The organism is Chryseobacterium daeguense DSM 19388, from assembly GCF_000430825.1.
GTDB lineage: Bacteria > Bacteroidota > Bacteroidia > Flavobacteriales > Weeksellaceae > Chryseobacterium > Chryseobacterium daeguense.
On the sequence record NZ_AUMT01000003.1, the window covers coordinates 127,031 to 142,064 of the forward strand.

At 36.8% G+C, this 15,034-nt stretch carries 9 protein-coding genes; 3 read left to right on the forward strand and 6 right to left on the reverse strand.

Annotation, left to right across the window (positions count from 1 at the left end; translation table 11 throughout):
• Nucleotides 1–88 precede the first annotated feature (88 nt).
• The 3 genes from H560_RS0105050 to H560_RS0105060 are packed head-to-tail and all read left to right on the forward strand — an operon-like array spanning nt 89 to nt 6,835.
• Complete coding sequence (locus H560_RS0105050) at nt 89–4,456, forward strand: CusA/CzcA family heavy metal efflux RND transporter (RefSeq protein ID WP_027379040.1); 4,368 nt, start codon at nt 89–91, stop codon at nt 4,454–4,456.
• Complete coding sequence (locus tag H560_RS0105055; RefSeq protein WP_027379041.1) at nt 4,446–5,708, forward strand: MFS transporter; 1,263 nt, start codon at nt 4,446–4,448, stop codon at nt 5,706–5,708. The genes H560_RS0105050 and H560_RS0105055 overlap by 11 nt, the downstream gene beginning before the upstream one ends.
• Nucleotides 5,705–6,835: an efflux RND transporter periplasmic adaptor subunit gene (locus H560_RS0105060; RefSeq protein WP_034752218.1), complete on the forward strand. Its 1,131-nt coding sequence runs from the start codon at nt 5,705–5,707 to the stop codon at nt 6,833–6,835. Before H560_RS0105055 ends, H560_RS0105060 begins: the two co-directional genes overlap by 4 nt.
• 763 nt (nt 6,836–7,598) lie before the next feature.
• Here H560_RS0105060 and H560_RS0105065 read toward each other — a convergent pair.
• From H560_RS0105065 to H560_RS0105090, 6 genes are all read right to left on the reverse strand, one after another.
• Nucleotides 7,599–10,136, reverse strand: a complete 2,538-nt coding sequence (locus H560_RS0105065) for a multicopper oxidase domain-containing protein (RefSeq protein ID WP_155844958.1) — start codon at nt 10,134–10,136, stop codon at nt 7,599–7,601.
• Between the two features lie 2 nt (nt 10,137–10,138).
• Entirely contained in the window at nt 10,139–12,178 is a 2,040-nt protein-coding gene (locus H560_RS0105070; protein ID WP_027379044.1) for a copper-translocating P-type ATPase, read from the reverse strand.
• An 89-nt stretch (nt 12,179–12,267) separates the two neighbouring features.
• Nucleotides 12,268–12,738 carry a heme-binding domain-containing protein gene (locus H560_RS0105075; RefSeq protein WP_027379045.1) on the reverse strand — a complete coding sequence of 157 codons (471 nt, stop codon included), beginning with the start codon at nt 12,736–12,738 and terminating at the stop codon, nt 12,268–12,270.
• A 1-nt stretch (nt 12,739) separates the two neighbouring features.
• On the reverse strand, nt 12,740–13,402 hold the full coding sequence (locus H560_RS0105080) for a DUF3347 domain-containing protein (RefSeq protein ID WP_027379046.1): 663 nt from the start codon (nt 13,400–13,402) through the stop codon (nt 12,740–12,742).
• A 39-nt stretch (nt 13,403–13,441) separates the two neighbouring features.
• On the reverse strand, nt 13,442–13,963 hold the full coding sequence (locus H560_RS0105085; RefSeq protein WP_027379047.1) for a DUF305 domain-containing protein: 522 nt from the start codon (nt 13,961–13,963) through the stop codon (nt 13,442–13,444).
• 12 nt (nt 13,964–13,975) lie between these two features.
• Nucleotides 13,976–14,860, reverse strand: a complete 885-nt coding sequence (locus tag H560_RS0105090) for a DUF3347 domain-containing protein (protein WP_027379048.1) — start codon at nt 14,858–14,860, stop codon at nt 13,976–13,978.
• Between the last annotated feature and the right edge of the window lie 174 nt (nt 14,861–15,034).

The window sequence follows — 15,034 nt, forward strand, 5'->3', positions numbered from 1 at the left end:
CATTTGACATTCTCAAAGGTTTTTCTTTTGGGTATTTGTGCGTCCGGCTTCCGTCGGTACGTATGTTTAATGCTTAACAAATTAAAATATGCTAAATAGAATAATTGAGTTTTCAATTAAGAATAAACTCATTATCGGGCTCTTTATATTAGCCTTAATTGGCTATGGTATTTATGAAGTAAAAAAACTTCCCATAGACGCAGTTCCTGATATTACAGATAACCAGGTGCAAGTAATTACTATCGCACCATCTCTAGGCGCTCCGGATGTGGAGCGACTGATCACATTCCCAATCGAACAGGTAAATAACAATATTCCCGGATTGAAATCTCTTCGTAGTTTTTCAAGATTTGGTCTTTCAGTGGTGACCATCGTCTTCGATGATGATACTGATATTTACTGGGCAAGACAGCAGGTTTCCGAAAGACTTCAGCAAGTACAGGATGAAATCCCAAAAGGTTTCGGAACACCCACTCTTGCTCCAGTCACTACCGGTCTTGGAGAAATTTATCAATATTCTGTACGTCCTAAAAAAGGTTATGAAGGAAAATATGATGCAATGGAACTTCGTACCATTCAGGACTGGATTGTTCGGCGTCAGCTTGTTGGAGTTAAAGGTGTTGCAGAGGTGAGCAGTTTCGGCGGTTTATTGAAACAATATGAAATTGCAGTTGATCCTTCACGATTAAAAGCCAATAATATTTCTATAAGTGATGTGTTTAAGGCTTTGGAAAACAACAATCAGAATACGGGAGGAGCCTATATTGAAAAAGGTCCTACTGCTCTATTTATCCGAAGTGAAGGTCTTGTAGGGAATATGGAAGATATACAGAATATTGTAATTAAAAATCTTTCCAACGGAATTCCATTACTCGTTCGTGACATTGCACAAGTTAAATATGGTAGTGCTACAAGATACGGAGCAATGACCTATAATGGACAGCAGCAGGTTTCCGGAGCAGTTGTAATGATGCTGAAAGGAGCTAACAGTAATGAAGTTATCAAAAACATAAAAAATAAAATCGATCTGATTCAGAAAACACTTCCCGAAGGTGTAGAGATCGATCCTTTCCTAGACCGTACGAAAATGGTTGACAACTCAATCAGTACAGTAACTAAAAACCTGATTGAGGGAGCTCTAATTGTTGTATTTGTTTTAGTTTTCTTTTTAGGGAGTATGCGTGCTGGTCTCATTGTCGCATCTGTTATCCCCTTATCTATGATCTTCGCAGTCATTTTGATGAATGCTTTCGGTGTCAGTGGAAACTTGATGAGTTTAGGTGCCTTAGATTTCGGTCTTATCGTTGACGGAGCTGTTATTATTGTAGAGGCCGTTATGCATCGGATAAGACATTCCAAAGCGTACGCCGGAATAGATGTCCTTTCTCAAAAGCAGATGGATGCGGAAGTGCTAAGTACCTCCACACGAATGAGAAATGCTGCGGTTTTTGGCGAGGCGATCATTCTGATCGTTTATCTTCCCATTTTTGCATTGAAGGGTATTGAAGGAAAAATGTTTACCCCAATGGCTCAGACTGTAGCCTTCGCATTAGCCGGAGCTTTTGTATTGTCACTGACGTACATTCCGATGATGACAGCATTGTTTTTGAGCAAGAAAGTCCAGGTTAAAGAAAATTTATCGGATAGAATTATGGCTAAACTTGAGAACTTTTACAGACGGATGCTGGAAAAGGTTTTACGAATTCCAAAAGCTATTTTGATATCAGTTGTTGCTTTGTTTGCTGTGGCAATACTTATTTTATCTTCATTAGGCGGGGAATTTATTCCATCTTTACCTGAAGGTGATTTTGCTGTAGAAACCCGCGTATTACCTGGAAGCAATGTCAACACATCTATTGAGGCTGTTTCAAAAGGCTCAAAAATTATACTGGAAAAATTTCCTGAGGTAGAAAAAGTGGTGGGAAAAACAGGGAGCAGCGAGGTTCCGACCGATCCCATGCCTATAGATGCCACCGATATGATGATTATTCTCAAAGACCGAAAAGATTGGACATCCGCTGATTCGTACGAAGAATTGGAAGAAAAGATGGCCAAAGAATTAGAGGCAGTTCCCGGTGTTACATTTAGTTTTCAGTACCCTGTTGCGATGCGTTTTAATGAATTAATCTCCGGTGCTAGACAGGATGTAGTTTGTAAAATATTTGGTGAAGATCTTGACACCCTGTCTGTCTACGCTAATAAATTAGGCAAAATTGTAAGTTCTGTGCAAGGAAGCAGCGGTGTTTATGTGGAAGCCGTCACCGGTATGCCCCAAATTGTAATTAAACTTAACCGTGCAACTATTGCTCAGTATGGACTTAATATTAGCGATGTAAACCAAGTCATCAATTCCGCTTTTGCAGGAGCAGTTGGTGGAACAGTCTATGAAGGAGAAAAGCGGTTTGACCTAGTGGTAAGATTAGCGGGCGATAAAAGACAAGGGCTAGAAGATGTTCAAAACCTGCTTATTGCCACCCCAAGAGGAGAACAAATTCCTTTGAGTCTTGTTGCAGATGTAAATATTATAGAAGGTCCAAATCAGATACAAAGAGAAAATTCTCAACGCAGGATCATTGTAGGATTTAATGTAAGAGGTCGTGATGTGCAGAGTATGGTTCAGGAATTACAGGATAAAGTGGACAAACAGATTAAACTTCCGCCTGGCTATTTCGTGACGTATGGTGGTGCGTTTGAAAATTTACAGGAAGCAAAATCACGATTATATATTGCGGTTCCTGTGGCTTTAATACTTATTCTTATTCTATTATATTTTGCTTTCAATTCGATGAAACAAGCTTTTCTGATCTACACAGCCATCCCGCTTTCGGCAATAGGAGGTGTTTTTGCGTTAGCTTTTCGAGGAATGCCTTTCAGTATTTCTGCCGGAATAGGCTTTATTGCGCTATTTGGTGTGGCAGTATTAAATGGTATTGTCCTTATTTCTGAATTCAACAGATTGAGAAAAGAAGGAAAGACAGATCTTCGGGAAATCGTGCTTGAAGGGACTAAGGTCCGTTTAAGACCTGTGCTAATGACGGCTTTTGTTGCCTCATTGGGATTCTTGCCAATGGCGTTGAGTACCGGAGAAGGTGCAGAAGTACAAAAACCTTTGGCAACAGTAGTTATCGGTGGTCTTATGGTGGCTACTTTTCTTACACTCTTTGTATTACCAATTCTTTATATTATGATAGAAAAAAAGAAATTTACATTCAAGATCAAAACAGGAAAAACATTGCTTCTTGCATTCCTTTTTGCAGGAGCTTTAAGTTTAAATGCGCAGTCTTCCATCTCTTTAAAAGAAGCTACGGAGATAGCATTGCAACATAATTTATCCGTAAAGAGCGAAAAATTAAGGAGCGACTACAATAAACTGCTTATTAAGTCGAGCGCGATTATCCCGGCAACGAATGCAAGTGCTGAGATCGGACAGATCAATAGTTTTTATTCTGATGTCAGATTAGGGGTTTCCCAATCGGTCAATTTTCCAAAAGTTTATTCGGCCAATAAAAATCTTTTAACAGAGGTTTGGAAGAACAGTGTCTTGAGCGTAGGGGTGAAAGAAAAACAGCTTCGTAAAAATGTTGCCCAGGTTTACTACAATATGGTTTATCTATTGCAGAAGAAAAGTTTATTGCAGGAAAATGACAAGCTGTATGCCGAATTTCTAAACAAGGCCAATCTCCGTTTTAAAGTTGGTGAAAGTAATGTTCTTGAACAGACAACCGCTGAAAATCAGCGTGGTCAGATTGCAGTTCAGTTAAAACAACTCGAAAGAGATTTGGAAATTTCCCAGCTTCAATTCCAGTTATTATTGAATACGGAAGTTCTTTACAGTCCTGATGTTAGCGACAATACTTTATTACAACAGACAGCTCTTGATAATATTGCCATTGCAGAACATCCCTATCTTCAATATTTAAAGCAGAAAAAAGATATTTTGGTTGCCGAAACAGAAGTAGAAAAAAGTAAATTATTGCCAAGCCTTTCCTTAGGATATAATATTATGGGAATGAAAGGAATGGGAGCCGACAATAAAGAATATAACAGCACACCACGTTTTCAATCAGTGGTAATTGGTGTAGGTATTCCGATATTCAACGGAGGACAGAAAGCGAAAATTAAAGCATCAGAAGCGAACCAGCTTGTTGCTGCAACGGAGTATGAATACAACCTCAAGAATTTCGAGATCAATTATCAATCTTCTTTTATCGACTTCCAAAAGTATAATGAAGTTGTAGATTATTACCAGAATACAGGACTAAAACATGTAGCTACCATCAATTCTACTGCGAAGAAACAATTTTTAGGCGGCGATATCGACTATCTTCAATGGGTGATCCTGACCAATCAGGCTATCGAAATTCAGAACCAGTATATCGAGGCATTAAAAAACCGCAACAACAGTCTGATCGAAATTAATTCTTACGATCCAAAATTCAACAACAATGGAAAATAAAGATAAAAGAACCTTTGTTCAAAAGTTAACAGAGCCTTTTATGGCACTGAAAAACAAGACTTTTGCAAAACTATATATGGCACAGACGATAAGTCTTATCGGAGATGCTTTCACATGGGTGGGGCTGGCTCTACTGGCTTATCAATTCGGGAAAGAACGTTCTGCTATCATATTGGCAAGCGCGCTGACGTTAAGGGTAACGGCATTTATCATTTTTTCTCCTTTTGCAGGTGTATTAGCGGATAGGATATCACGAAAAAAAATATTATATGTTACCCATTTTATCAGGATGGGAATCGTCTGCTGCCTGCCTTTTATAACGCAGGAATGGCAGATCTACGTATTGGTATTTTTTCTGAATGTATTCAACGCATTCTTTACCCCGACCTACCGAACAGTCATTCCTCAGGTTGTTGATGGTAAATATTACCGTGAGGCCGTTGGTCTTTCCACTGCAACCTATCAATTATTGGGGATCTTAGGTCCTGCATTGGCTGGTGTTGTTGCGACCTGGCTTGGAGCACGGGATATTTTCATTGTAGATGGCATCACCTTTATCATTGCAGCAGTATTCATTCTTTCAATTCCTGCATCTGCATTACAGAAGGGTGTTACCGGCGGGTCTGAAAATTCAAATACCTGGGGAAATGTCTGGAAGGGCATAAGGTTACTATTTGGAAATAAGATCTTACGTTTCGCCCTAAGCATCGAATTTGTATCGTCGCTTGCAGGAGCAATGATATTGGTCAATACGATCGGATATGTGAAATCATCGCTCCTTCTGGAAGATAAGTACTATGGATGGGTGATGGCTGGTTTTGGGGTCGGTGCTTCTATTTCTGCATTTATTGCAGGAAGTTTTGACCGCTCGAAAACCAGGGCTTTATCTCTAATTGCAGGTGTATTTCTATTAGGGCTGGCAGTAAGCTTTGCAAACTGGACATCATTCAATGTCCTGATTGTCTTGTGGATTTTTGCAGGTTTGGGACAAAGCCTTGCAGAGATGCCATCAGAAACGCTCATTGCTGAAAATATTTCCCATGAAAATCAAGGCAAGGTTTACGGGTCTCACTTTGCGTTTTCACATCTTTGGTGGGCTATTGCTTATCCTATCGCAGGATTTCTAGGTGCAAATTTTCCTCAGAAAGAATTTTTATACGGAGGAATATTGACCATAGTCTTCGCCATCATTGCAATTGTGGTTTTCAAACCATCATTTAAAATTAATTCAAAATCAAACAATTCATTATGAACAGATTAATGCTCATCATATGCACAGCACTCCTTCTAAATTCTTGTACAGGTAAAAAAGAAGAAGAACAGAAAGAAGATGTGGCGGTAAAAACGGAAAATAATATGGTTACTCTTACGGATGCACAATATAAGAATGCAGGTATTGAAGTTGGGACCATTGGAAATCAAAACATTTCTTCAAAATTAAAAGTTAACGGGAAGATCGATGTACCACCGCAAAATAAAGTTTCGGTAAGCGTGCCTTTGGGAGGATACCTGAAATACACACGACTTCTACCGGGAATGCAGGTCTCCAAAGGACAGGTAATAGCAGTGATCGAAGACCCTCAGTATATCCAGATCCAACAGGATTATCTTGTAGCCAAAGCCCAGTACTCCTATAATAATAGCGAATACAACAGACAAAAACAGTTGAATGTAAGCAAGGCAACAAGTGATAAAGTGTATGAGCAGACTAGATCCAATTATCAGATGCAAAATGTTCTGGTAAAGGCATTAGAGCAGAAACTAAGATTGATTGGTATTAACCCAAACGGTTTGACAGCGAATAACATTACAAAAAGCATCAATATATATTCTCCAATTAACGGTTTTGTTTCGGCTGTCAATGTGAATATTGGAAAATATGTCAATCCTACTGAAGTTTTATTTGAGCTGGTAAATCCTACCGATATCCACTTGGCACTTGATGTTTATGAAAAGGATATAGACCAACTTTCAGTAGGGCAAACTGTACTGGCATATACCAATACGGATCCTGATAAAAAATACAGTACAAAAATCATCTTGATCAGTAAAAATGTTTCTACTGATAATACCGTTGAAGTTCATTGTCATTTTGATAATTACGACAAAGGGCTTATCCCGGGGATGTATATGAATGCTGATATCGAAACCGAAGCAAGCAACGCCTCTGCGTTACCAAATGATGCCATTGTACGGTTTGAAAATAAATATTACATTTTTGAGGTCAAAGGCAAAAATAGGTTTGAGATGAGAGAAGTTAAAACCGGAACCTCTGAAAACAATTATACCGAAATATTACAGAAGGACCTTGGAGGTAAACGGTTTGTAACAAAAGGTGCCTATAACTTGTTAATGGCTCTGAAGAATACAGAAGATTAGTTTGATTTTAAATAAAAGTTTTAAACGAACTGCCACAAAATGTTAGACTATTTTTTTGGCAGTTTTTATTTATAGTAATATAGAAAATATAGAATCCCTATGTGATAATAATCGTATATGTCCAGTTCTCTTGCAGTTATAATTTTTCTGCCTGATGGAATACTATGATTACAGCTCAACTCATTTGTCAAATAATCCTATTATGTATCTAACTGATTTCCCCCAGTATGAGAAGAAATTCTAATAAAAATAACAATAACTCAATCTTATTTATTTTTATTAAAAATTCTGAGTCGAAATAAAGTATTAAAACTACTCAAGAATAGGTATTCGAAATTTATTCGCAACAAAAATTAATTAAATTTGAATTATATTTTTTATCAATTTAGAAAAAAATGAGTTTCAAGTTTTCATCCTTTTTGAAAAAAAGCTAGATCGTCTTTGATACAAATTTTCAATTTGTATCAAAGACGATCTAGCGATTAAAGTCTAAACATCAGTGGACATTATTCTCCCCCATCTTGTTTTTCATTGGAGCATTTCACACCCGTATCTGCTTTAATCAAATATTAAAAATTGAACTTTAATGATATTGAGAAGCTTGAATAGCACAGTGATAAAATGAATAAATAATGCTATAATCTTGCATTTGTCAATAAAGGAAGCTCCATTTACTCAGCTTAAAACTTGATACTATTTCAAATAGATACATCGCAGTTTTATACAATGAAAAATAATGATTTTTAGCATTTGATTTAACATTTTAATAATTAATAGATAATCCAACACCAAATCCCATATCACTATCATAATGTGTACGGATACCCACATTTTTATTGATAATATATTTTAGCTCTGTCATATATTCCATATCGGTGTTGACCATAAAACCTGCCCTCAATCTTTTTGTAATGGGAATGTCTTCACGCATTAGAGAAAGGCGAACTATGCCATCATGATATACTTCTGCTTGCAAATTAACCAACATTGGTAAGGTGTACATAAAACCTAAACTAAATGCTCTACGTGTATCTTTTTCGTTTTTCTGTCCGAATAAATTGGTTTCGTGTTCATCCATACCCATTTTACGATACCTCCAATCAAAACCTATAAATGGCATAAACCATTGCATTTTTCCAATATACCTTCCTAAGTGAGTTTCTACCTCATAACCGTGCATATCATTATAACCTAATCGCCATTCTGTACCTAAACTCCATCTTGCGTTTTGAAGCATCGCATCACCATCATTTCCATTGGTAGCAAAATCATTCTGTACCATAAAGTGTGGCATATTGCTTTCTCTTTGCAACATATTATATGCTTGTTTTTTGTCAGGTAAATTCGGATTTTGATAATCGTCAACAGCAAATACCCTGTTCATTCCCGACATCATATGATATAGGATATGACAGTGGAAAAACCAATCTCCTTCTTCATTTGCTAAAAACTCTATGGTATCAGTTTCCATTGGCATTATGTCCAACACATTTTTTAGGGGAGATTTTTCACCTTTACCATTAATTACTCTAAAATCAAAACCGTGAAGGTGCATCGGGTGGCGCATCATTGAGTTATTATAAATGGTAATTCGTAGAATTTCTCCTTTTTTCACAGGTATTTTATCAACTTCTGAAAGTATTTTATTATCCATGCTCCACACATAACGGTTCATATTTCCGGTAAGGGTAAATTTCAATTCTTTTACTGGAGCATCTTTAGGAAGTTCCGTATTGGAAGGAGATTGTAGCATTGCATAATTCAGCGTTTTGATTTCTCCCAAAGCATTTGCATTATAACGATTAGGGTCGTTATCCATCCTCATATTGTGTTGGCTGTGGTCTTGCTTTTGCTTCGCATCTCCAGTAATTTCAGGATACATCACTACATTCATATCCATTTGGTTCAGGCTCATTTTCATTCCCATATCGTCCAAATCCCCATTCATTTTCATCATATCATTCATCATTTTCATCCCCTCAAAATATTTAAGGCGAGGAAGCGGAGAAATAAGCTGTTTGATGCCGTTGCCTACAAAATAGCTTGCCGATTGTGTTCTGTCTTCTGTAGTGGCTAAAAATTCATAAGCAACACCATCTTCAGGGATTGTTACTACTATATCATAGGTTTCTGAAACTGCAATAATTAATCGATCTACTTCTACAGGTTCTACATCGTTTCCATCATTAGCTACTACTGTAATTTTACCACCTGCATAACGCAACCAAAAGTAAGAAGATGCCCCACCATTTGATATTCGCAACCGTACTTTATCGCCTGCTTTTAGTGTTTTACCATCAACTGTTTTTAAATCTGTAGTATTATTTCCGTTGATTAAAATTTTGTCATAATAGACATCGCTAACGTCCATTGCTAACATACGTTTCCACTCGTTGGTTACTTTTGTTTTGAAATGACCTTCCTTAATGGCTTCAACGTAAGATTGGGTTGCATTTTTTTTAATAGCCGCCCAATCATTGGCATTATGCAACATTCGATTGATGTTATCAGGATTTAGGTTTGTCCATTCACTTAAAATGATTGGTACGGTAGGCAAATCATCAATACCTTTTCTAAAGGTTTTGTCATCATCACGCTTTTTCATTACAAAACTGCCATACATTCCAATCTGCTCCTGCAAACCCGAATGTGAGTGGTACCAATGCGTACCGTGTTGGATGATGGGAAAGCGATATGTGTAAGTTTCGCCTGCCTTAATGGGCTTTTGTGTAAGCCAAGGCACACCATCTTCCTTATTGGGTAAGAATACACCGTGCCAGTGCAATGATGTACTTTCTTTTAACTGATTGTGTACTACAATTTCGGCTGTATCGCCTTCAGTAAAAGTTAGGGTTGGCATCGGTATTTGCCCATTTACGGCAATGGCTTTCTTTTCTTTACCTGCGTAGTTTACTAGTGTATCTGTGACGTATAATTCGTATCGAACTGTTTTTGGAGGTTTTGTATTTAAAATTCTTTTTACGGTTTGATGCTTTTCTTTTGGCATAGACATATTGTTCATTTTTTCAACCTTTTTCGGCTGCTCTTTTGGAGGCATCTGCATTTCATCGTTCTTTTTGTTCGATGACTGCTTTACTGTTTTAGTCTTTTCTTTTATCAATTTCATACCACACTTTGGACAGTTGCCTGGTTTTGCGGCGTGGATTTCAGGATGCATCGAGCAAGTATAAGTTGCCTGTTGCACCTTTTCGTTTTTACTCATATCCATACCTTTCATATCCTGTGCTTGTGCAAAGGTGTACATGGCAAGGATGAATATTATTAATGTTATCTTTTTCATTTTTATTTTTTTATTTTTAAAAAACTTGCATTGATTGCAACTACAACTGTACTAACCGTCATTAAAACCGCACCTGCTGCCGGACTTAATAAGATGCCTTGTTTATATAAAACACCTGCTGCCAAAGGCAATGCTATTACATTGTAACCCGTAGCCCAAATTAAATTCTGTATCATTTTACGATAGGTGGCTTTACCAAATAAGATAAGATTTACAACATCGTTAGGGTTACTGTTTACTAAAACAATACCTGCGGTTTCGGCTGCAATATCACTGCCGCTGCCAACTGCAACACCAACATCTGCAATTGCCAATGCTGGCGCATCGTTTACGCCGTCACCTGTCATAGCTACGAATTCGCCTTTGCTTTGTAGGTCTTTTATCTTTTCTAATTTTTGATGTGGTAATACTTCGGCAATAAAACTATCCATACCCAAAACATCGCTTACACTTTTTGCTACTTTGTTATTATCACCAGTTAGTAAAATAGATTTGATATTATTTTCTTTCAAGGTCTTTATTGCTTCGGCAGCTTCAGGACGAATTTCATCTGACAAAGCAATATAACCTGCCAACTCATTATTTACGATTACAAACACAACCGTTTCTGTATCGTTGGCATTAAAGCCTTCGGGAATTGCTAAATTATTTTCTTTTAAATATCCCGGACTGACTACCAATATTTTTTCGCCTTCAACCGTTGCTTCAACCCCTTTGCCTGTTATGGCATTAAAGTTTTCTGTTTCAGGAATGGTGATCGATAGGTCTTTTGCTTTTTGCAAGATACCTGTTGCAATGGGATGTTCTGATTTTTGTTCTAATGCAGACGCAAGGCGAATGATTTCATTTTCATTAAACTCTTTTTGCAGCGATACAATTTTTGACACTTCAAATCTTCCTACAGTTAATGTTCCTGTCTTGTCAAAAACGATAGTGGTTATTTTTCTTGAATTTTCAAACGCAGTACGATTTTTAATAAGTAAACCATTCTTAGCTGATAATGCTGTTGATTTTGCAACAACTAATGGAACTGCCAAACCCAAAGCATGAGGGCAGCAAATAACAATAACGGTTACCATTCTTTCCATTGCAAAAGCCAATGATTGCCCTGTGAGATACCAATATAAAAATGTCGAAATGCCTGTAACCAATGCTATAATCGTAAGCCATTTTGCTGCTTTGTCTGCTAATAGCTGCGTTTGTGATTTTGATTTTTGTGCATCGTCCACCAATTTAATAACCTGTGATAAGTAAGAGTCTTTTGCGGCATGGGTAACGGTAACCTTTATAGAACCGTTGCCATTGATTGCACCTGCAATTACTTTATCGCCTTTTACTTTTTGTACTGGTTTGCTTTCGCCTGTAAGCATACTTTCGTTCAGGTAACTTTCGCCTTCTAATATAATTCCATCGGCTGCCACTTTTTCGCCTGGCTTTACTAAAATAATGTCGTTCTCCTTTAGTGTGTCGGTTTTTACATCATGCACCATGTTGGGCATTACCATGTGTGCATCGGCTGGCATTAACTGTACCAATAATTCTAATTCTTTTGAAGCTCCTGCAACAGATTTCATTTCTATCCAATGCCCCAAAAGCATTATTAGTATAAGGGTTGCCAATTCCCAAAAGAAATCCATGCCCTGTAACCCAAATACAATTGCAACGCTGTAGATGTAAGCAACTGTTATGGCGAAGCCGATTAAAAACATCATGCCGGGGTTCTTTGCTTTTACTTCGTTGACCAATCCTTTTAAAAATGGAAAGCCGCCATAAAAAAACACAACGGTTGACAATGCAAAGAGTATGTATTGCGAACCTGCAAACTGCCAATCAACTTTCATAAAATGTTGTATCATGGTTGATAGCAACATGATTGGAATGGTTAGGATCAGCACGACATAAAACCTTTTTTTAAAATCCGCAATCATCATGGCGTGATGGTTATGTCCTGCCATGCCCATTGCTGGGTTTGCTCCATGCTGCATATTGCTCATGTTATGCCCTGTATGGGTTTCTTTATTTTCTGTATGTTGATGTTCCATATAAACAATTTTATTTGCAACAATCCTTTTTTCGAATTAAGATTGCTTAAAAATGGTGATTAATAATTTATTAATTTTTTGCATTGCTTTTAATTTTCTATTGAAAGGCTGTCTGCTGTTTTGTTCATCCAATTCATGATTAACGATTTTTCTTCTTTGGTAAGGTTTGCTTTTTTGTGCACCACCTTGTAAGAAGATAAAGGCATTTCATCGTCTTTAATTTGGTTTGAAATTCCTTTCAATTTACTTATTTGCCTTCGACTACCAATACTGCCAAACTCACTAAAGTTTAATTTTTCTTTGCCATTATCAATATGCCTTTTCATCATCCACGCCATAGGCTGTATGTTGGAATACCACGTATTTTTGGTATTATTGCTATGACAATCGTAACAGGCATTTTGTAAAATGTTTTGCACATTTTCCGGAACGGTATAAACTTTTGCAAAATCGGTTTTGTCAACCTGCCCCTTATTTACATTGAGGGCAGGCTGATATAATTGTATAGCAATAAAAAAAAACAGTACTATTGCCAAAATTATCTTTAATACTTTTTTCATTTTATAATTCCTTTTTCACAGAACCGCAGGTAAGCATTTGGCTACCGTAGTAAGGATTTTTGATTGCCTTTGCTTCGCTAATCCAAATAGCACCTTTACCATCATTATACATTGGGCAGAAGTCTTGATACAATTTTTGAGTAGAGCCAAACAATACGATAAGGTCTGAAATATCTTTACTCAATGATGCCAAATGCTCTCGTTGGTGGTCTATCTTTCCGGCGTTGTCGCCGATATGTTCTGCATTTTCTTTGGCATCTTCAGCTATGTCCATATATTTTTTATGCTTGTTGGCAGGGATGGTTTTCATATCTATCTTATTAAATGTTGCCATTAATTGTTTACCTGCATTGGCTGCTGCTTTATCATTATCTGCTACAAGTGCATTTTTTAACGCCAAATAATCTTTTACAATGGGTGCGATAGAGAAGTTTTGAACCTGGTCTTTTACTTCTTGTTTTTCAACTTTTTTCGTTGTCGTGTCAATTGGTGCAGATGTACTTAATGTATCGCTTTGCGTTGATGTTGCAACTGGTAGATTTTCGGAATTAATAATAGTATCAGTCACTTTTGTTTCCGTATTTTTATTTGACGACTGGTTGCACGAAATTGTAGCTACTGTAATTGTAGCCACTGTTATGATTGAGAAAATTATATTTTTCATTGTAATGTTATTTAAAGTTATTAAAGAATGATTTTTTACTTATTTGTTTTCAAATTCTTTCAGCTTTCGCTTCATAAATTCTATTTCTTCTGCTTGGGTTGTGAGTATGTTTTTTTGCAACTTTATTAGTTCGGGGTCGGTAAGGTTTGCTTTTTCAGACATTAATACTGCCGCTGCGTGGTGTGGTATCATACCTTTTACAAATTCCTTATCACCAACAAATAACTGCTCCCGAATACCAAACCACGAAAAGATACCTATCGCAGCAGAAATTATTATAATGCCCCAATTGATTTTCTTATTTTCATACATACCCTTCATTATCCATATTTCTATTATTAACATTGCAGAAACCATCAGAAAGGTCATATACAAATTATTAATGTTAGGGATAAGATTATTCAACCCGTCAATCATAGCATACATTATAAAATACATTGCTACGAACATTATAACAGCCATAATAGCAAAGCGTTTATACATTGCTAAAGAATGATTACTATTATGCTTTTCACTCTTATGGCTATGTTCCATTTTATGTTGGTTTTCCATACTTTCCATAGCAAAAATGTTTTATTTGTTGTTAATAGTTTCTTGTACACTGCCGCAGGTAAGCATTTGAGAGCCATAATATGGGTTTTTAATCGCTTCTTCTTTGCTTAGCCAATTTGCACCTTTACCATTGTTGTACATTGGGCAGTGCTGATAATAAACAGATGTTTCTTGTTTTGAAACCTTAGTTAGTTCGTACATATTTTTAGAAAGCAAGGCAAAAGTTTCTCTCTGTTTTGAAACCTCTTTAGCTACAGCAATTTTTTCTGCATTTGCTGTTAAATCCTTCATTACTTTCATCCAAACGGTATGTTCTTCGGTAGAGAGTTTTGTCATTTCTACAGCTTTTATTGCCTTTACCAATTCAGCGGCTTTTGCCGATGAAGCACCTGCATCGGTTTTTACCAAAGCATCTTTTACTGCAAAATAGTTGTCAAAAACAGTTTTCAGTTGTGGTGCATTTTGTCTAGTCGTCGTATTTGTGGTAGCCATTTCTTTAGGGGTGTGGCTGCCGTGTTCGGCTTTCATATCCAGACCATCATCTTTGGCTTTTGCAACTGGTTTTAGTTCCCTGTCATACTGGCAACAGCCGGATAATTTTGCATATACATCATCTGGGGCTAAAAATTTCTCACTATCATAACCAGCTAAAGCAATGCGTTTCAATATTTCGTCCTGACTTGTTTTTTTACTATCGAAGTTGAGCGTAGCCATCTTAGTATCTTTATTCCAATCTACTGTGGCTACATTTTTTACATTTCCTGCTTTCTCGATGGTGGTTTTACACATTTCGCAGTTACCATATATTTTTACGGTTTCTGTTTTTGCATTTTTGATTTGGGCAAAACTGTTTACGGCTGATAGTAATACGGTGATTACCATCAATATTTTTGATATTGATTTCATTTTGAAATTATTAAATTATTAAGGAATACAAAAGTTTTACGAAAACTAACATTAGTTTTCGACAAGACATAAGTATGGCTAACAAGCCATCGCTTAACCTATTTTAGGCGGTTGCCAAATGGAAGAGCAGCCCGAAGAATAGTAGGCTTGTTTGAAACCGAATTTTTGCGTTTT